Source organism: Rhizobium sp. 3T7 (genome assembly GCF_020166565.1).
Lineage (GTDB): Bacteria > Pseudomonadota > Alphaproteobacteria > Rhizobiales > Rhizobiaceae > Rhizobium.
This window is the reverse complement of record NZ_JAIQXS010000020.1, coordinates 100,823-118,274: the sequence shown is the minus strand read 5'-3', so window position 1 is coordinate 118,274 and position 17,452 is coordinate 100,823. Positions and strand designations below refer to the sequence as shown.

16 protein-coding genes and 1 pseudogene are annotated in these 17,452 nt (G+C 58.7%); 4 read left to right on the top strand and 13 right to left on the bottom strand.

From position 1 onward, the window contains the following. Positions 1–299, top strand: a 299-nt coding sequence (locus K9B32_RS23280; protein ID WP_224566435.1) for a nucleotidyltransferase family protein, incomplete at its 5' end; no start/stop codon positions are given. 162 nt (positions 300–461) lie between these two features. Beyond that, positions 462–842 carry a pentapeptide repeat-containing protein gene (locus K9B32_RS23275; protein ID WP_224566433.1) on the top strand — a complete coding sequence of 127 codons (381 nt, stop codon included), beginning with the start codon at positions 462–464 and terminating at the stop codon, positions 840–842. Positions 843–1,002: 160 nt separating this feature from the next. Here the strand turns inward: K9B32_RS23275 and K9B32_RS23270 are convergent, their stop codons facing one another. The 4 genes from K9B32_RS23270 to K9B32_RS23255 all read right to left on the bottom strand — a co-directional run bounded on the left by K9B32_RS23270 (position 1,003) and on the right by K9B32_RS23255 (position 5,736). After that, positions 1,003–3,513 carry a glycogen/starch/alpha-glucan phosphorylase gene (locus K9B32_RS23270; protein ID WP_224566431.1) on the bottom strand — a complete coding sequence of 837 codons (2,511 nt, stop codon included), beginning with the start codon at positions 3,511–3,513 and terminating at the stop codon, positions 1,003–1,005. A 362-nt stretch (positions 3,514–3,875) separates the two neighbouring features. After that, a complete protein-coding gene (locus tag K9B32_RS23265; protein ID WP_224566429.1) occupies positions 3,876–4,292 on the bottom strand; it encodes a hypothetical protein in 417 nt (138 codons plus the stop codon). Between the two features lie 481 nt (positions 4,293–4,773). Beyond that, positions 4,774–5,196, bottom strand: coding sequence for a GNAT family N-acetyltransferase (locus K9B32_RS23260; protein ID WP_224566427.1), 423 nt, complete (start codon positions 5,194–5,196; stop codon positions 4,774–4,776). Between the two features lie 195 nt (positions 5,197–5,391). Further along, positions 5,392–5,736 carry an ArsR/SmtB family transcription factor gene (locus K9B32_RS23255; RefSeq protein ID WP_224566447.1) on the bottom strand — a complete coding sequence of 115 codons (345 nt, stop codon included), beginning with the start codon at positions 5,734–5,736 and terminating at the stop codon, positions 5,392–5,394. A gap of 108 nt (positions 5,737–5,844) precedes the next feature. Between K9B32_RS23255 and K9B32_RS23250 the strand changes: the two genes are divergently transcribed. Beyond that, entirely contained in the window at positions 5,845–6,591 is a 747-nt protein-coding gene (locus K9B32_RS23250; protein ID WP_007797323.1) for a glucose 1-dehydrogenase, read from the top strand. Between the two features lie 225 nt (positions 6,592–6,816). On the opposite strand, the gene K9B32_RS23245 is transcribed toward K9B32_RS23250, so the two are convergent. The 9 genes and pseudogenes from K9B32_RS23245 to K9B32_RS23205 all read right to left on the bottom strand — a co-directional run bounded on the left by K9B32_RS23245 (position 6,817) and on the right by K9B32_RS23205 (position 15,481). After that, entirely contained in the window at positions 6,817–7,614 is a 798-nt protein-coding gene (locus K9B32_RS23245) for an ABC transporter ATP-binding protein (RefSeq protein ID WP_224566425.1), read from the bottom strand. 11 nt (positions 7,615–7,625) lie between these two features. Then, the gene (gene ntrB / locus K9B32_RS23240) at positions 7,626–8,519 is read right to left on the bottom strand and encodes a nitrate ABC transporter permease (RefSeq protein ID WP_224566423.1); all 894 of its coding nucleotides are present in this window, start codon (positions 8,517–8,519) and stop codon (positions 7,626–7,628) included. Positions 8,520–8,577: 58 nt separating this feature from the next. After that, a complete protein-coding gene (locus K9B32_RS23235) occupies positions 8,578–9,891 on the bottom strand; it encodes a CmpA/NrtA family ABC transporter substrate-binding protein (protein WP_224566421.1) in 1,314 nt (437 codons plus the stop codon). 360 nt (positions 9,892–10,251) lie between these two features. Continuing rightward, a complete protein-coding gene (locus K9B32_RS23230; RefSeq protein ID WP_224566450.1) occupies positions 10,252–10,482 on the bottom strand; it encodes a hypothetical protein in 231 nt (76 codons plus the stop codon). Positions 10,483–10,599: 117 nt separating this feature from the next. Beyond that, positions 10,600–11,086: pseudogene (locus K9B32_RS23225) on the bottom strand (transporter); the annotation flags it as partial. Between the two features lie 94 nt (positions 11,087–11,180). Continuing rightward, a complete protein-coding gene (locus K9B32_RS23220; RefSeq protein WP_224566419.1) occupies positions 11,181–12,416 on the bottom strand; it encodes an alpha/beta hydrolase in 1,236 nt (411 codons plus the stop codon). A gap of 124 nt (positions 12,417–12,540) precedes the next feature. Next, a complete protein-coding gene (locus K9B32_RS23215; protein ID WP_224566418.1) occupies positions 12,541–12,753 on the bottom strand; it encodes a hypothetical protein in 213 nt (70 codons plus the stop codon). Next, positions 12,750–13,490, bottom strand: a complete 741-nt coding sequence (locus tag K9B32_RS23210; RefSeq protein ID WP_411969742.1) for a DUF2092 domain-containing protein — start codon at positions 13,488–13,490, stop codon at positions 12,750–12,752. Before K9B32_RS23210 ends, K9B32_RS23215 begins: the two co-directional genes overlap by 4 nt. Before the next feature lie 188 nt (positions 13,491–13,678). Continuing rightward, positions 13,679–15,481, bottom strand: a complete 1,803-nt coding sequence (locus K9B32_RS23205) for an adenylate cyclase (RefSeq protein ID WP_224566414.1) — start codon at positions 15,479–15,481, stop codon at positions 13,679–13,681. Between the two features lie 338 nt (positions 15,482–15,819). Between K9B32_RS23205 and K9B32_RS23200 the strand changes: the two genes are divergently transcribed. Next, on the top strand, positions 15,820–17,445 hold the full coding sequence (locus K9B32_RS23200) for a DUF1254 domain-containing protein (protein ID WP_224566412.1): 1,626 nt from the start codon (positions 15,820–15,822) through the stop codon (positions 17,443–17,445). Positions 17,446–17,452: the final 7 nt, after the last annotated feature.

Sequence of the window (17,452 nt, the reverse complement as noted above, 5' to 3'; positions counted from 1 at the left end):
TAGATGTGAAGAATCAGGCCAGAGTACACTCTTGGTACGAGGCCAAGTTCGGGTACTCGATCGATCCGTACACATCAACAGTTGAGGCGATCACGACCTTTCCGACGACCGCGGCCGCCGTTGGTCTCCGACCTGGCCACGCCAACTTGGAGCTATGCGCTCCCTATGGACTTTCCGACTTACTTAGCGTCGTCGTTCGCCCGAACAAAAAACAGATTGCACGCGAAATATACGAGAAGAAGGTCAATCGGTGGACCGCTTTATGGCCTGAGCTCAAAATCGTTAGCTGGGATCAATAATTGCGGAACCAACATACTTTCCACAGTCTGCAGGAATTGCGCGACAAACCGCACGGCCAGAATTGGCGTGGGCTCGTTTCTATTTCAGGTTCGACGGTCGTAAATGATTGCACAATCTGGCATTCTTTGGGTCGCAATCATGATTGAACGGAGGATACGACAATGACCGAACCCCAAGAACACAATCAATTTGATGGCCCTCAGATGCAGGGAACGCATTATAAGCGCGCCGATATGTCAGGCGCGAACTTCGACGGCGTAAACCTCGCAGACGCACAGTTTTACGCTGTTTTGACTAAGGCAAGGTTCACCGACACCAATTTAAGCGAAGCGGTTTTTGACGATATCACCCTGGCAGATGCGCGCTTTAATAACGTCAATCTGTCTGGAGCCGCCATCACGAATGCAAACCTATCGCGCTTATCCATAAGCGGCGTCACGTTGGCAGATTCGGACATCAAAGACGCCGATTTAACTGGGATGCGGATCAACGGCGTTCTCGTAACCGATCTATTCATGGCCTATGAACAGGCGAAAACCTGAAGGCCACTTACTCCCTTCGCAAAAATCCCGATTAAAGCGACACTTGTTTGCCTGACTTTTGCAACATCGGCCGCGGCCATGACGCGTGTCCTCGCTCTACGAGCCGACAGCAACTAGCTAAATCCCTGCATCTTTTGTGGTCTGTCTTGACGTCACGACACTAGTTCAATGGCACCGGACATGGGCTTACTCCCCAGATGTCGCCGGCATATTCGGCGATGGTGCGATCGCTTGAGAAGTTTCCTGAAGCAGCGATGTTCAGGATCGTTTTTCGGCTCCACGCTTCCGGTTCTCGATAGAGTGATTGAAGGCGGGAATCTGCTCCCATGTACGAGGTGAAATCAGCCAAATGCATGTAGGTATCGCCGCCAACCAGAAGTATGTTGCGCAGCGCGTCGGTGATCATCGGCTCATTCCGCGAAAATTCACCCGAGAAGATGAGGTCAAGGACAGCGCGTATCTCGGGCTCGTTCTCATAGTGCCAGCCGGGGCTATACCAGCCGCGGCTCTTTGCGACCTGGTCTGCCGTCAGCCCGAACAGGAAGAAATTTTCTTCGCCTGCGGCTTCGGCCATTTCGATAGTTGCGCCGTCACGCGTGCCGATCGTGAGAGCACCGTTCATCATGAACTTCATGTTGCTCGTGCCACTCGCCTCGTATCCCGCTGTTGAGATCTGGTTGGAAACGTCGCTGGCAGGAATAAGCTGCTCGGCGAGCGACACGCAGTAGTCAGGGAGGAATAACAGCCGAAGGCGACCGCGTACCAACGGATCGCTGTCGATCGTGGCGGCGAGGTTGTTCAAAAATTTTATAGTCAGTTTGGCCACGTGGTAGGCCGGAGCCGCCTTTCCAGCGAAGAAAAAGGTGCGCGGCGGCATATCGAGATGGGGATTCTGCCGCAGCCGACGGTACAGAGCGACGACCCGTAGCCCATTCAAGAGCTGTCGCTTGTATTCGTGGATGCGCTTCACCTGGCTATCGAAAATCGTGTCAGGATCAACCAAAACGCCCGCTTGCGACTTGAGCCAATCAGCAAAACGGACTTTGGCCTTGCGCTTTGCGGTTCGGACGGCGGCAATGAACCCGCTATCATCGGCAAGTGACCTCAGACGTTCGAGGTCCGCCGCGTTCGTTATCCAGCGGTCGCCGATGGCCTCAGAAATACATTCGGCAAGACCCGGATTTGACAGCAATAGCCAACGGCGCGGAGTGACGCCGTTTGTCTTATTGTTGAAACGATCAGGATAGAGCTCCGCGAGATCCCCCACGGTGACGCTTCGGAGCAGCTTCGAATGTATTTCTGCGACACCGTTGGTGCTATGGGAGCCGGCTATTGCGAGGTGAGCCATGCGCACCAACTGATTGCCCTGCTCGACAACGGCTATGCGCTCGATCCGGCCATTGTCCCCCGGCCAGCGGGTTTGCACCTCTTCCCGTAAGCGGCGATCGATTTCCAGGATGATTTCCAGATGCCGCGGAAGCATCAACTCAAACCAGCGTAGCGGCCACTTCTCCAACGCTTCCGGAAGGAGGGTGTGGTTTGTGTATGCAAGCGTCCTTTTCGTGATGTCCCATGAACGCTCCCAGCCAAGTTTTGCCGTATCCAGGAGGATACGCATAAGCTCCGCGACGGCGAGACTAGGATGGGTATCATTGAGTTGGATAGCCACCTTTCCCGGCAGATCGTCCCAACTGCTGTTGCTTTTTTGAAAGCGTCGAACCAAGTCGGCCAGCGAGCACGCGACAAGAAAATATTCCTGCACGAAGCGAAGACCCTGCCCCATGCTTGTGGAATCGTCCGGATAAAGAACGCGTGTTACCGTCTCCGCTGTCAGCCGTTCGGCCAGCGCGCCAACGAATTCGCCGGCGCTAAACTCCTGGAAGTCAAATACGTCGGGGGTCGCGGAGGTCCAGAGCCGTAACGTGTTTATGGTTTTTCCGCCATACCCGACTACGGGTCGGTCATAAGGGATTCCGAGCAAGCGCGAAGGCACGCCGGGGATGGCTTTCAGGCTCCCCCCGCGCACTTCGAACGAACATCCAAGCTCGACCGGCACCGCCAAGTGAGGTCGGGCAACTTCCCAAGGATCGGGTCTGCGCAACCAATTGTCCGGTTGCTCGCGTTGCCAGCCATCTACAATCGACTGTTTGAAAATCCCGTACTCATAGCGCAAGCCATAGCCCATTCCCGGCAATTGCATCGTCGCCATGGACTCGAGGAAGCATGCTGCCAAGCGTCCAAGCCCGCCATTGCCAAGCCCGGCGTCGGGCTCTTCGATAAGTAAGGCCAACTCGTCCAGTTGATGTCTACGAAAGAATCGAGCGGCAGGACCACCAAGCCCCAGGTTAACAATGTTGTTGCTGAGGGAGCGGCCAATCAAGAACTCCATGGAGAGATAGTAGATGCGTTTCGGGTTCTCACGACTATAGATGTCTTCCGTCTTTTCCCAACGCTGGGAAAGGATGTCGCGAACAGAGCGCGCAACTGCTTCATACCGCTCACGGTTGCTTATCTCGCTTGATGCAAGCACGTTGTCGAATAGCAGGTGACGTTCGTAGAGTGCGTCGCCGCTGCCGCTCAACTTCAAGCGACCGCAATCGTATTGTGGCGGTATGGAATCCACCGCATCCCCTTCAGGGACTTGGGCAGATTTTTCCTGGTCGTCGGCCATTCCATATCTCCGAGCTTGTCGGTTACGATCTTTGGATTGGTTTACGAGCCATCGCAGCGCCGCAGACAAAACTGTGTTATGACGATTGGGTTTGCGAGGGCCTTCGACTTAATTCAGTTTCATAACAACACCACCTTCGATCCTGCCGTCTTTCCTGCGCTCGAAGATCGAGTTGACGTTTTCAAGCCTGTCCCATCTAGGCGGGGACGCGTGCTAGATCGATGGTGCCCGAAACCAACGCAGGAGGGAAGTATGTTACCGTAAACGACGCGCAGAGGCAGAGTGGCGCGCCGTCGAGACAGGGCAAGCACTAGAGCAAGCGACGTCATTCGGCTGGAGCCGCCCTGATCCACCCGCTTTGTTTAGAAGTTGCCGCTTTTCGTTGCAATCTGTTCGCGTGAGCGCTCTTGGCGCGTTCCGGCCGAGGCGTGGTCGCCTGTCGGCCCAATGCGGTCGAACGTTCTAAACCGCTTGACCATCAATATCAGCTTTCCCAGCTCTTCCCCCCGACGAAGCTCCAGCCCAAGGGAAATCCCGCCGTTATAGAACGTCATTCTCATAGGCTGGCTGGCCTGATTGAGCTGCGCGATGGTTTTACCGCCTTCGAGTGAGCATGTGAAATGGTCGCAAGATACTCTCATCTCGAAATTCGAGCCACGGACGACCGGTGGCTTGATTTCAATATATACACCTGCGACTTCGTCATTAAAGATTGAGCACCAGCCTCGCGACTGGCATACGCGATCCCCCATTTCTTTTACGCCAGATGGCTCTACCACTGCATATCGTACCAAATAGGGGTCATTTGGCGGGGCCGCTACTACAACCGAGCTGACGGCGCTCAAAAGCAATGGACTTACGAAAACCACTCTCACGGTCGCTCCCTAAAATCGCAACTATTGAGGCTGGCGCCAATGCGGCCACCTGGAGGTTCTTGCGTTATCTACGCAATCATTTAAGTTGCAATTATGACAAGAATGGTATTGCTGATTGCGGCAACCTTGACGTTTGGCGCGGTCTTTTGGGTTATGCTGGCCGAGATCGGAAGGCGATCCGATTTCGTGAGAGCGCCTCCGTCATTCCACGCGAGACATGCCAAGTTGATATTTCCGCTTATGGCGCTTTTCGTCGCGCTTATTTTGCTCGCCAGCCAGACCAAGTCGTGAGGATGGCCGTAATCGGGAAGCTGTCAGCATGGCGCGGAGCAGAAGAGGTGTCGTCTGCTGTCGGCCCAAAACGGGCAACAGAAACTTACGCTTCTCACACGGCCTTGACGAACAGACGACGCTCAGGCGTCTCGGACTCTAGTACAAAACCTTCGCGCCGATAGAATCGATCAGCAGGGTTTGTCGTTAGGACGCTCAGCTTCGTCGACATCGCGCGTTGAGCTGCCTGAGCAACTTTCGTCTTCAGGACATATGCTCCAATGCCTTTGCCTTGGAATCTTGGTGCGATGTAGAGCTTCTCGATAAAGAGGTGATCACTGTTCCAGGTCGTTGCGACACAGCCGATTTCAAGGCAATTCTGCTCGACTACCTCGTGACCTATGACATCGAAATTTGCCGCTTCTGACAGCCGCCAAGTACCCCACAACGCTTCTGCGTACTGACGCATGCAGACCTCCTCTAATTCGAGCAAATATGGCGTGTCGGCTATGGTGGCGGGTCGAAGAACAATCTGCATGGCGATCTCTCTATCACTCGCGGAATTTGGCAAACATAATCGCGAGATGACGCGCGTAAAGGGAGGCCACATGTCCGGTGTTGGCGCGAAGCTTCCGAGGGGTCGTCAGCTATCGGGCCCTAAGCGGTCGCTATGACGCTCGAAAGATATCGCCAAACTCAGGAGGGACAGTTCGCCCAACGGGTCATATAGCTGTCAATCCGCCTTCGCTTCTCTGGGAAGCCATCCGTAAGCACTCAGAATGGCCATAGCGAGACCTGGAAAGCGTTCATCCAATTCCGAGCAGCGCGAATGGTTGTGCATTTCCACGCCTTGACGCTCGCAGCGGATAAGGCCGGCCTCGCGCAGCACTTTGATATGGTTTGATAGCGATGACTTGGGGATTACGCGCTCGCGCATGTTGGCAAGCGCGGCGCACGTCCCGCCGGAGCCGCCGCCCGCAATTTGCGCGAATATCGCCGCGCGTTCCGGATCGGAGAGGGCATGCAGGATCGCTTCAGGCCGTACGTCCTCTATTGCTGGATGAAAGAGCGGTCTCATGATTTTTTGTATATGGGGGCTTGAAACCAAGATCAACAGTTCCGAATTTCCGAACTATGGAACAATGCCGCCAATTCCGACGGCACTCCGAGTTGAAAGGGATGCGCCATGGGTAAGCTCGCTGGAAAAGTTGCCGTCGTGACGGGGGGCTCCAAAGGGATCGGTGCTGCGATTGCCAAGGCACTCGCGTCGGAAGGTGCGCAGGTGGTGGTGAACTACGCTTCGAGTAAGGCGGGAGCGGACGCGGTGGTCCAGACGATCACGGAGGCCGGTGGCAAAGCCATCGCGGTCCAGGGCGACGTTTCGAAGGCCGAACAGGCGCAGGGACTGGTGGACGCTGCGGTCAAGGAATTCGGCCAGCTCGACGTGCTGGTCAACAACTCCGGGGTCTACGAATTCGCGCCGATCGAGCAGGTGACCGAGGAACAATATCGTCGCATGTTCGACGTGAACGTTCTGGGGGTTCTGCTAAGCACCCAAGCCGCGCTCAAGCATCTCGGCGAGGGCGGCAGCGTCATCAACATCTCGTCGGCGGCGACCAGCCTGGCTCCGCCAGCTTCCAGCGTCTACACCGGGACCAAGGGCGCATTGGACAGCATCACCAGCGTGCTTGCCAATGAGCTGGGCCCGCGCAAAATCCGGGTGAACGCGATCCTCCCGGGCATCGTCGAGACTGAGGGTACGCACACCGCGGGGTTCATCGGCTCGGATTTCGAGCGCAGCGCAGTGACCCAGACTCCGCTCGGCCGCATCGGCCAGCCGGACGACATCGCTGGGGTCGCTGTCTTCCTCGCTTCCGACGATGCCCGCTGGCTGACCGGCGAGCGATTGGTCGCCAGCGGCGGTTTTCGCTAATGATCCGTCGATGTTGTGCGTGCTCCTTCACGGGGCGCACGCACAACGCCTCTCCGGATCTTGTCATCTCGCCACTGCGTTCGCGCATATTCTCGCGAAACCCAGATAATGCGGTGGCTGGAGACGGCGCTCGGGATTGCCACGAAGCGATGCCGCTGAAGGAGGTCATCACCCAATGCCTGCTGGCCGGCGCTCGGAATGCCCGGGCGCAGCCAATTCGTTTGGCTACTCTGCGGCTTCAATAAAACGGTGGCGTTCGTAGAGGAACTTCAGCACGGCTTCGCGGCATTTGAGGTATGTCCGGTCGGAGGCGAGTTCGATGCGATTGCGGGGACGGAATATGGTCACATCGAGCACTTCGCCGATGCGGGCCGCCGGGCCATTGGTCATCATCACGATGCGATCGGATAGGAGCACTGCTTCATCGACATCATGGGTAATCATTACCATCGTGTTGCCAAGCCGGGCGTGGATTTCCATCACCGCGTCCTGAAGATGGGCGCGGGTTAGCGCATCGAGTGCGCCGAACGGCTCGTCGAGCAGCAGGATCTTCGGCTCCATTGAAAGCGCGCGGGCAATCCCGACGCGCTGTTTCATACCCCCGGAGATTTCTGAAGGCCGCTTGTCCTTGGCATGCGCCATCTGCACAAGGTCAAGATTGGTCATGACCCAGTCATGCCGCTCGGCCTTGGTCTTTGTTCTGTTGAAGAGTTTGGAGACGGCGAGGTTCACGTTCTCGTAGACCGTCAGCCACGGCAGGAGTGAGTGGTTCTGGAAGACGACGGCGCGTTCCGGGCCGGGTTCGTTGACCTCGCGGTTCTCAAGAAGCACGGCGCCCGCTGAAACCGGGGTCAGGCCGGCAATGAGGTTGAGCAGGGTGGACTTGCCGCAGCCCGAATGGCCGATGATCGAGACGAATTCGCCCTCCGAAATCGTCAGGTTGATGTCCTTCAGGACCTCGGCGCGCACGCCGCCCCGATCGAAATGTTTGTCGATATGGTCGAGCTTCAGATATGCGTTCATCAGTGCGTTCCTCAGTTGGCCATGGCGCCGCGGGTGATAAGTTTGCCGAGCGCGGCCACCAGCTTGTCGAGGGCGAAGCCGACGACGCCGATATAGGCGAGCGCGACGATGATGTCTGGAAGCCGCGACGAGTTCCACGCGTCCCAGATGAAGAAGCCGATACCGACGCCGCCAGTCAGCATTTCGGCCGCGACGATGGCGAGCCAGGAGAGACCGACGCCGATCCTGAGGCCGGTGAAGATGTAGGGGGCAGCCGACGGCAGCATGATCTTGAAGAAAAATTCGAACTGGTTGAGGCGCAGCACCTCGGCGACGTTGCGGTAGTCCTGCGGGATGTTGCGTACACCGACGGCGGTGTTGATAATCACCGGCCAGATCGAGGTGATGAAGATGACGAAGATTGCCGAAGGGTTGGAATCCTGGAAGGCTGCGAGCGACAGCGGCAACCAGGCAAGCGGCGGAACCGTACGCAGCACCTGGAAGATCGGATCGAGGCCACGCATCGCCCAGATCGACTGGCCGATGATCGCGCCGATGATGACGCCGGCGACCGCCGCAAGCCCAAAGCCATAAACCACGCGTTGCAGCGAAACGAGCACGCGCCAGCCGAGGCCGATATCCTGGGAGCCGTAGTTGAAGAACGGATAGGCGATCAGGTCATAGCTATCCTGCCAGACCTGATGCGGCGAGGGCAAAGACGCATCCGTCGATGAACAGAGCACCTGCCAGACGAGAAGGATGAGTGCCAACACGACGGCTGGCGGAACGACATTGCGAAGTGCGGCCAATCCCGCACGACGAAAGTCGATCCGTGATCCGTGCTTGCCGGAAAATGGCAGAACCTTTGCCGCCGGCTTGGCAGAGGCGGTCGTGGAGGGATTTTCTTTATTTGCCAGGGCGGACATCAACGCGCTCCTCAGGAAAATGAAAGGCCGGCGCGCCGTCGCGCGCCGGAGGTGGGTGTCAGGAGGCAGCCTTGATCGAAAGGCTGTCGAGATAGGCAAATGGATTTTCAGGATCGAAGACCTTGCCGTCGAAAAAGGTCTCCTTGCCGCGGGATGACGATGCGGGAATGTCGGCTGCAGCGACGCCGAGATCCTTGGCGGCCTCGCGCCAGATGTCTTCGCGATTCACCTGGTTGACCAGCGCCTTGATGTCGGTATTCGCAGGCAGATTTCCCCAGCGGATGTTTTCCGTCATGAACCAGGTATCGTGGCTCTTGAAGGGGTAGGAGGCGCCGTCTTTCCAGAACTTCATATAAAGGTCAGTGGCCTTGACCTCACGGCCGTTGCCATAATTGATGTCGCCCTTGAGGCGGCCGAGCACATCCTTCGTCGGGACGTTGAACCATTGGCGCTTGCCGAGGATATCTGCCATCTCCGCCTTGTTGTCCATGCTCTCACACCACTGCTGAGCCTCCATGACAGCCATCAGCAGGGCCTTGGCAGCATTGGGATTTTTTTCGATCCAGTCGGCACGGAGCCCGAGCGCCTTTTCGGGATGGCCCTTCCAGAGCTCGCCGGTGGTGGCTGCGGTGAAGCCGATGCCCTGGTTGACGAGCTGCTCATTCCACGGTTCGCCCACACAGAAGACGTCCATGTTGCCGACCTTCATGTTGGCAACCATCTGCGGCGGCGGCACGACGATGGTCGAAACGTCCTTGTTCGGATCGATGCCACCGGCGGCGAGCCAGTAACGGATCCAAAGGTCATGGGTGCCGCCCGGGAAGGTCATGGCGGCCTTGACTTCCTTGCCTTCCGCCTTCTTTTTCTCGAACGCGGCCTTCAGTTTGGAGGCATCGAGCTGCACGCCGGTTTCGGCATATTCCTTGGCGACGGAAATGCCCTGGCTGTCGAGATTGAGCCGCGCCAGAATCGCCATCGGTACCGGCTTATTGTTCTGCGTTACCTTGCCGGTATGCATGAGATACGGGAGCGGCGAAAGGATGTGAGCGCCATCGATGCCGTTTGCTGCGCCGCCCAACACCAGATTGTCGCGGGTCGCACCCCAGGATGCCTGTTTTGCGACATCCGTTTCCGGAAGGCCATGCTTGTCGAAAAAGCCCTTTTCTTTGGCGATGATCAGCGGAGCGGAATCCGTAAGTGCGATAAAGCCCAGCTTGAGACCTTTCACTTCAGGGCCTGCCCCGGCTGCGAAGGCGCCGGACGGGAAGGCAGCCTTGACGGCGCCGATCAGGGCAGCCGTTGCAGTCATCTTGAGCATGCTGCGGCGGGTCATGCCGGTTGTCGAAATCCCAGTCGTCGAAATCTTTGTCATGCGCAGGTTCCCTCTGCTGGCTGAATTTTGGACACAAAAAAACGCCGCCGGAAATTGCGTTCACGGGATCGGATGATCCCGGACCTCAAAAACCTTGCGACGTCGGTGTCGTTTGCAGGCGCTTATGCCGCGCCTGTCTGCGCCGGTCGCCGTTGACCGGTACGTCTTGGAACCTGCAATCAGCGTGCCAGTTCTAAGAGGAACGGGGTAACAGCATGAAACAAGAGGAGAAATCGGATAATTCCGCTGATGCGTATTTTTTATGCATATCTACATTATGCAAACATTTTATGCAATTGCTTGCTGTACCCGCCGTCATAAGAGCGCTTATTTGTGCAGTGCACACGATAGTGAGGCAGTTTAATGCAGGCGGTGAAATGGACGCTGGGCCGCTTGTTTGAAATACTGTAGCCATACGACGAGCGGCGGCTCTACCGCCAACGCCACAACGTCGAAAACCTCTTCGCCAGACTTAAAGACTGGTGGCGCATCGAGTTCTGCTGCGAGACCTGCGCGTACCGACGCTGTCGCCTCGTGCTGCGCCGCAAGTCCAGTTCGACCGCCGCCCTCGGGCTCGCCGACCTCCAGCATCCGGCGACTCGCCAGCGGTTCTTCCACCCCTCGACCAGGCTCGGCACGCTGGAGGTTGCGCGGCCGAAAGTCTTGTCGATTCGAGGGCAAATGGGCGCGCCCGAACAGCAGGAACCACTTCGGGAACAGGAACGTCAACGCCACCCGGAAGCCCAACAATTCGGACCGTTGTCCGGGGCGTCCGCCCAATACCGAATGCCGGCCGTCAGACTGATCGGCTGCTTGTCGATGGTGATCAGCTTCGCCACCGTGAAATTGATCGGAACGGACCAGTCGTTGGTTTCCCAATCGTAGGTGGATTCCGTGTTCAGCGAGAACGTCCAGGCCTCCTTGGCCGTGTAGGAGATGAACGGCTGCAGGAAGGTCGAACTCACGTCGGGCCGATCGCTCTGAGCCGCGAGCGACCAGATGTGGTTGCCGAGCATTCCGAGCGTCCAGGGTCCTTCCTGCTTGAGGACGACCGCCGTGGGACCGGTTCCCCATTTGCCGGTACCGAGAATTCGTCTGTCCCTGTCGGGAGGAGGAAGGCAGGACCGACGCTCCAGACAATGCCGCTGGCCGTTGGTTTCGAGGGCGAGAAGACGCTCTGCCTTGTGTCGCCTAGGCGGCCCGTAACACTAAAACCCGCAGGTATTCCCCCTATTCCTGAGACGGAATCGCCGTCTCGCTGTCCGTTGCAGTAGCCTCTGTCCGCGAAATCAACGTTTGCAGCTCGGCGTCGGTCTGGTCTGATCGCAGTCGTTGGTCATGGCCGGCCGTGCGCTGCTCGAGCCTGCCAGGGTTCCGACATGGGTGGCGTAGTTGTCGCGAGTGTCCTGGTCGACCACAGCAACCGGCGCGGCGAGAACCAGGCCGGCAACGTTCCCAGCGGCCGTCGCAGCCCCGCTGGTCGCCACCAAAATCTGGTCGCCAAGTCCGACGTGACTGTCAGTCAACGTCTGCCCCTCGGAGATACGCTGGCCAATGAGCTGCACGATCTCGGGCGACTCCGCGAATTTGCCGTGGTTCATGCTGTCGCCGGATTTGATCTTGGTGAGGTCGATCACCATGATCTTGTTGTCCTTTAGCTCCTTCTTATATGGGGCCTGCTCCGGATCGATCGCACCAAGCCGGGAGACGTCGCCCCAGACCCGGCGCGAGAAAGCCAGTGCCTTGTCATCACGTGAGACAAACAGCGTGAACTGCGGGTGCTGCTTGCCCATATCCGCGATCTGCTGGCGGAAGACGTCGACGTCAACGTCAGGGGCCGCGAGCATGACGTTCTTGAACTTCTCCGGTAGGCGGCCATTGCGAATGGCCATCTGGCGCAAGGATTCCAGCGCCAGCCAGTTGCCCATCGAATGCGCGAGGATCGAGACCTCCTTCACCTCGGGGTTTTTCGCAAGATACTGGAAGAGTGTCTCCAATGCGTTGCGGGTGTAGTTGGTGCTTTCGCGGTCATAGCCGTAGGCAAGCAGGCTGCCGCGCGAGGGCCATGTCACCAGGACGGGGGCGCTATGGGCGCCGGAGTCATGGACGATCTGCGCGAAGCGGTAAACGGCATCCTCGAACCGGTTGTTGAAACCGTGAATGAAGACGAGGACGCTACCGTCGGGCGTCTTTCTGACGCTCGCGCTCAGCCATTTCTTGGCTTCGTCGATGTTGAGATCGTTGGCCTTCACGGTCGCGAAATCCGTCGCCGGATTGGACGGCAGTTTCTTTGGCCAGGCGACCTGTCCTTTCTTGCGAACCTTGCTGGGCGGAATGGAGATCGTCATGTCGGCGAAGGCAGGCGCCAGCGCACGTTCTCCGTTGAACATCTCACCTGGAACGGTCGACCGGGTGCGGGTCGTCGCGATCAGCATGTCGACCTTCGGCGACTGCGGAGACGTGTCGGCCACGGGTGTCAGCACATCCTTCGGATGTCCACCGCATCCAGGTAGTGCCACGATCATTGAACATACAAGAAACCAATGACGCCAACTCTTGTGAGCCGATGCCGACGCTACGCTACTTTGACTGCCCACAGATCGCCCTCATCAAAAACATGCTAACCGACAGTCCCTCGATCGCCTCGTCCTAACAGTAGTAGACGCCCACCGCGCAGCGCCGGACCGTGCGCCGTGCCACGCCGGCGACGCTGACCGGCGTCAGCGGCCGGCCGATCCGGGCTTCGGCCGGTGTTACGATGCCGTCTGGCACAGGAATTGAAAGTTTCTCGGCGACCTCAAGCCCGGAAATTCCAACGGCCGCGGCAATCAGGAGAACTCTCACACGTCTGAACAGGGTCATTGCTTTGCTCCTTTTGCGAGGTGATCGGGAAGCTCGTCGGTGTCCTTGAGCTTCGACACATCGACCTTCTTGGCGTCCGTGGTGTTTTTGAACGTGTAGTCTGCCGCCACGACGTCGGTGCCCGTCTTCCAGTCGCTGATCTGGATGCTGTATTGCGGCCCCTGATCGACCTGCGTCGCGGTGATCACATACCTGCAGGGGTAGGGATGTTCGCCCTGCGCGATCCAAATCTGCCAGTCGACCTCCTTGGCGCGGAAGGCGAGGTGGTCGCACTCGGTGCCGCCGATGACGCCGCTGCCGAGATCCTTCACGTCCGTCACGCCGTCCATCAACGTGCCATAGACGTCGGGCAACAGGAGGTCGGCACCGGGAACAGGCCGATGCAGCTTGTCTCGCATCTCGTCGACCAGGTGAGCGATGGTTCCGGGCACCTCGGCCTGCGCATAGAGATTGGCATCCTTGCCAAAAAGGGTCGCCGTCTTGCCGTCGAAGACCATCTCGACATTGGCGAAACCGCCGTGCCGGGTGACGCGGAGCTTGTCCGGTCGGCCCATTTCCACCTTGCCGGAACTTGCCAGCAGGATCTTTTGATGCTCGGGGGTGACGACTTCCAGGTTGGTGTCGTAGGCGAAGGAGATGGCCTTCTGGGAGGCGAGATAGTCGGACATCGCCTTCACCAGCTTCTTGGCGTCGGCTTCGTCGGCACGGGTTGCCGACAAGGATCCGGAAACGATCATGGCGAGCGCCCCGGCCGCGAGTGCGGCTGCCAACCGATGCTGAGATCTACCTGATGGTCTGGTCATCGCATGCCCTCCCGAGCGGATCGTTGCAATCGGGCGAACTCTACAGATGGACGAGGGAAAACGCCCGTAACATCTGGTAGCATCTGTACCGTTACGACCTCCAGACACTGGCCGCGCGCCGGTCAACGTGGCACAAGCACGGACGAACCGTGAAGCGGCAGCAACATCGATTCCCGTACTTCGTCCGATGCCGGCAGGCCCGCCTTCTTTAGATCGGCGATCAGTCTCGCGCGGTCGCCTGGCTGGAAGTTTCTGGCCTTCAGCTCGGCCACGATATTGGGCACGAAATCCGGCCTCATCTCGTTGAAGCCCGTAGCCTCGCGGCGCGCTTCGTCCATCATCCCGGCATTGACATAGATCACCGCGGCGACCGCATGGAAGAGAGGAAACTTCTGGAGATCCGCCTGCTTGATTTCGATGACCGACGTCTTGTCGTCGTTCAGCATGTAGGCGGCGAGCGCGCGCGTGCCGTGGTAGTAGCCGCCGCCGCCGGGGTTGAGGGCAAGTGCGCGGTCGAGCAGCGCCGCGCCACGCTCCCATTCGCCACTCATCGCGACGCGGGTACCAAATTCGCCGAGCAGTTCCGTGTCGTTCGGATTGGTCGCCAACGCCTGTTCGCCCACATGCAGCGCTTCGGCAACCTCCTGCTTGAAGAACAACGCGGTCATCAGCGCCTGATGTGCACGGGTATTGCCCGTATCCAGTTGTACGGCACGACGGGCGGCCTGCAAGCTGCGATCGATCGCCGGCGTCGCGTTGGTACTCGGATTGAACCGGAACCGGTCCTCGTCAAGATAGATGATGGAGAGCATCGCCCATGCGGTGGCAAAGGACGGGTACCGGGCGACGGCGCTCTCAAGGCAGTCCCGCACCTGACGATGCCGGACGGCGCTCAATTCCGCACGGTATCCATAGAAGCTCAGCGTGCAACCATAGACGCCGAGATCCTCAGGGGGCGGATTGGTTGCGTCCGACTGGGCCATGATGCCGTAGGGCTGGGCCACTGCTGTCGCCACCTTGTTGGCTACGTCCGACTGGATACTGAACAGATCGCCACTCTTGATGTCGTCGTCGTAGGTCTGCGACCAGAGGATTTCGCTAGTGTCGGTGTCAAGCAGGCGCGCGGTCACACGAACGCGGTCGTCCGAAACGCGAACGCCGCCCGCAAGAAGGAAGCGGGCACCGAGCTCGTCCCGGACTTGGGACGCCTCGACTTCCGATGGCAGGGAGGTGGACGTTTCGCGGCCAAAGACCCTGATTTCCTTGAAGCGAGGAAGCGCTGTCAGAAGCTCCTCCGTCAAGCCGGCGGTGTAGAGCGCCGCCTTGGGACCATCCCCGAGGTTGGCGAACGGCGCGACGACGAGCGTCGGACCTTCCAACGGGGCCTTCAGAGACTTCGGCAAACCTGGCAGCAGATAAGCAGACAGCACGAGTGCGCTCATCATGACGCAGAGCATCAGCGCGGCTCCCACGCCTATCGGCATCAGCTTCCGCCATTGCGCGCGCGGCCGGGACAAGCCTGGATCGTCGGGGTTCGGTGAAGCATCGTTCCACACGAAGGACGGAACGTATCCGCCCTTGGGCATGTCTATTCGAATCGGATCATTCTGTCCGGCCACCAGGTAGTAACGCTCCAGCGCCCGCCGCAGGCGTCCAGCCTCGATGCGAACGACGGGGTCGTCCTGCTTGAAGCCTTCCGAGCGCTTGAACACTTCCACGGCGATCGAATAGCCCTTGATCCGATCTCCACGCCCGGAAAGCACCTCGTCCGTCACATAGGTAAGGAATGCGGCGCTGCGGCCAACGCCGGGGAATTCCGGACTGTTGACGACGCGCGCTAGCTGGTTGCGAATATCGTCCAGGGTGGGAGGAGGGCGCGGCGATGATGGCGCAGCGACGCGCCCATCTGGCAATTCGTTCTGCACGACTTTCTCCTCACCCGCTCTTGAGGGACGCCTGTACCAGAAATTATATGAAGCATTTCGAATGCAACCTACTGCAGAAATCGATCGTCGTCCACGCAGATACTGCACACGACGCAAGCTGTTTTTGCGCCGTGGGTTAATATCGTGAGGCCCAAAGAAGACGTCGACAAGATCATGCAGCATGCGCCGAGCCACCTGAGAACTACCCCGTATGTTACTGTTACATACTTGCGCTTTGACGATGCCCGGTCAGGATCCCGAGTTAAGAGTTGCTCGGTGTCCCATGTCTTCAGGGCAGAGCTCCGCTGAATGATAGGTCTACCGATCGAGGGAACATCATGACGGCGCAAAAAAGAACGGTCTCGCTACTAGCAGTTACCTTGGCTACGTCGGCTTTGGGCAGTTTGGCGTTCGCCCAGAACGCGTTCGAAGTCCCGAAAGCGATAACGACCCCCGACAGGGTCGAGACGCGGATCGGCACACTAGACTTCAAGGACGGCGCTCCTACTGCGGAGACCGCCCAGAAGATCTATGACACGCTCGACTTCACGCGCGGCCTCGACGCCTTCCTCAATAGCTATGGCGGCGCATCCGCGATCGCGCTCGAACGCGGGTTCCAAAGCATCGGCGCCAAGGACAACGACGTCGTCATCTTTCCCGAACTGATGGATTCCAAGTCGCTGTTCCTCACGGCCAATGCAGACACGGTCTACTACCTCGCCGTCATCGATCTTTCCAAGGGGCCGGTTGTCATCGAACAGCCGCCGAAGGGGCTAGGCACCATCAACGACATGTGGTTCCAGTGGATCATCGATATCGGCTTTCCCGGCCCGGATCGCGGCGAAGGCGGAAGATATCTGCTGATCCCGCCGGGCTACGGTGGTCCGCTCCCCGACAGCGGTTTCCATGTGGCGCACTCCAGGACATTGCGTGCGCTGTACGCTGCGCGCGCCTTCTTGACGGAAAATGATCCGAAGCCGACCGTCGACCTGATCAAGAAGACATTGAAGATCTACCCCTACACGCCCGGCGGCTTCGGAACGAGCATAGCGACGGCCCTCGAAGGCAAGGTCAGGCTCGAAGCCAATCCACCGGTTCCCGAAACAAATTTCATCGACGCCAGCGGCAAGGCCTTCAATACGATCCCGCCAAGCGACTTCTCGTTTTTCGAGATGATCAATGACAACATCCAGGCGGAGCCAGCGGACTCCTACAATCCCGAGCTGGCCGGACAACTGGCGGCGATCGGGATCGCCAAGGGCAAGGAGTTCAAGCCGAACGAGAGGATGAAGAAGATTCTCGTGGACGCCGCGGCGGTCGGAAACGCCTCCGGGCGCGTGCTCAACTGGCGGCCGAAGGATTCCCTCGGATGGACCTACTATCCGGACTCGTCCTGGGCCAACATGCTGTGGGAGGGTGGCGCGAACTTCGAGACGCCGCCGCCGATGCTCACCAAGGATGGTTTGTTCGATCCGCTTCCGCCGACTGGCGCGCGCACGCTCGACTCCAAGACGGCCTTCTACTACGGCTACACCCTGGACTCCCCCGGTATGATCATGCGACTGCCGCGCGTCGGTTCGCAGTATCTCATGGGCTTCCTGGACGGTGAGAAGAAGGCCCTCGACGGCGGCAAGACCTACAAGGTAACGCTGCCCAAGGGCATACCGGAGGCGGCCTTCTGGTCGTTCACGGTCTACGACAACCAGACCCGCTCCATGCTCGACACGCCCCAACGATATCCTCGTGCGGGCAGCCAAACCTATCCGTCTCCCGCGGCGGAAGCAGCCGCGGATGGCTCCACCACGATCTATTTCGGCCCCGATCAGCCGAAAGACGTCAAGCGAGGCAACTGGGTACAGACGGTTCCCGGCAAGGGATGGTTTACGATCCTGCGGCTCTACAGCCCGCTTGAGCCCTTCTTCACGAAGGAATGGCGTCTAACCGAAATCGAACTTGTCCGCTGAACTTCCA

Excerpts from the sequence above, each read along its gene's own strand:
- K9B32_RS23215 (WP_224566418.1), bottom strand. The coding sequence starts at position 12,753 with ATGACCCTGTTCAGACGTGTGAGAGTTCTCCTGATTGCCGCGGCCGTT.
- K9B32_RS23260 (WP_224566427.1), bottom strand. The coding sequence starts at position 5,196 with ATGCAGATTGTTCTTCGACCCGCCACCATAGCCGACACGCCATATTTG.
- K9B32_RS23255 (WP_224566447.1), bottom strand. The coding sequence starts at position 5,736 with ATGAGACCGCTCTTTCATCCAGCAATAGAGGACGTACGGCCTGAAGCG.
- K9B32_RS23250 (WP_007797323.1), top strand. The coding sequence starts at position 5,845 with ATGGGTAAGCTCGCTGGAAAAGTTGCCGTCGTGACGGGGGGCTCCAAA.
- K9B32_RS23235 (WP_224566421.1), bottom strand. The coding sequence starts at position 9,891 with ATGACAAAGATTTCGACGACTGGGATTTCGACAACCGGCATGACCCGC.
- K9B32_RS23210 (WP_411969742.1), bottom strand. The coding sequence starts at position 13,490 with ATGATCGTTTCCGGATCCTTGTCGGCAACCCGTGCCGACGAAGCCGAC.
- K9B32_RS23200 (WP_224566412.1), top strand. The coding sequence starts at position 15,820 with ATGACGGCGCAAAAAAGAACGGTCTCGCTACTAGCAGTTACCTTGGCT.
- K9B32_RS23275 (WP_224566433.1), top strand. The coding sequence starts at position 462 with ATGACCGAACCCCAAGAACACAATCAATTTGATGGCCCTCAGATGCAG.
- K9B32_RS23245 (WP_224566425.1), bottom strand. The coding sequence starts at position 7,614 with ATGAACGCATATCTGAAGCTCGACCATATCGACAAACATTTCGATCGG.
- ntrB (WP_224566423.1), bottom strand. The coding sequence starts at position 8,519 with ATGTCCGCCCTGGCAAATAAAGAAAATCCCTCCACGACCGCCTCTGCC.
- K9B32_RS23220 (WP_224566419.1), bottom strand. The coding sequence starts at position 12,416 with ATGATCGTGGCACTACCTGGATGCGGTGGACATCCGAAGGATGTGCTG.
- K9B32_RS23270 (WP_224566431.1), bottom strand. The coding sequence starts at position 3,513 with ATGGCCGACGACCAGGAAAAATCTGCCCAAGTCCCTGAAGGGGATGCG.
- K9B32_RS23230 (WP_224566450.1), bottom strand. The coding sequence starts at position 10,482 with ATGCTGGAGGTCGGCGAGCCCGAGGGCGGCGGTCGAACTGGACTTGCG.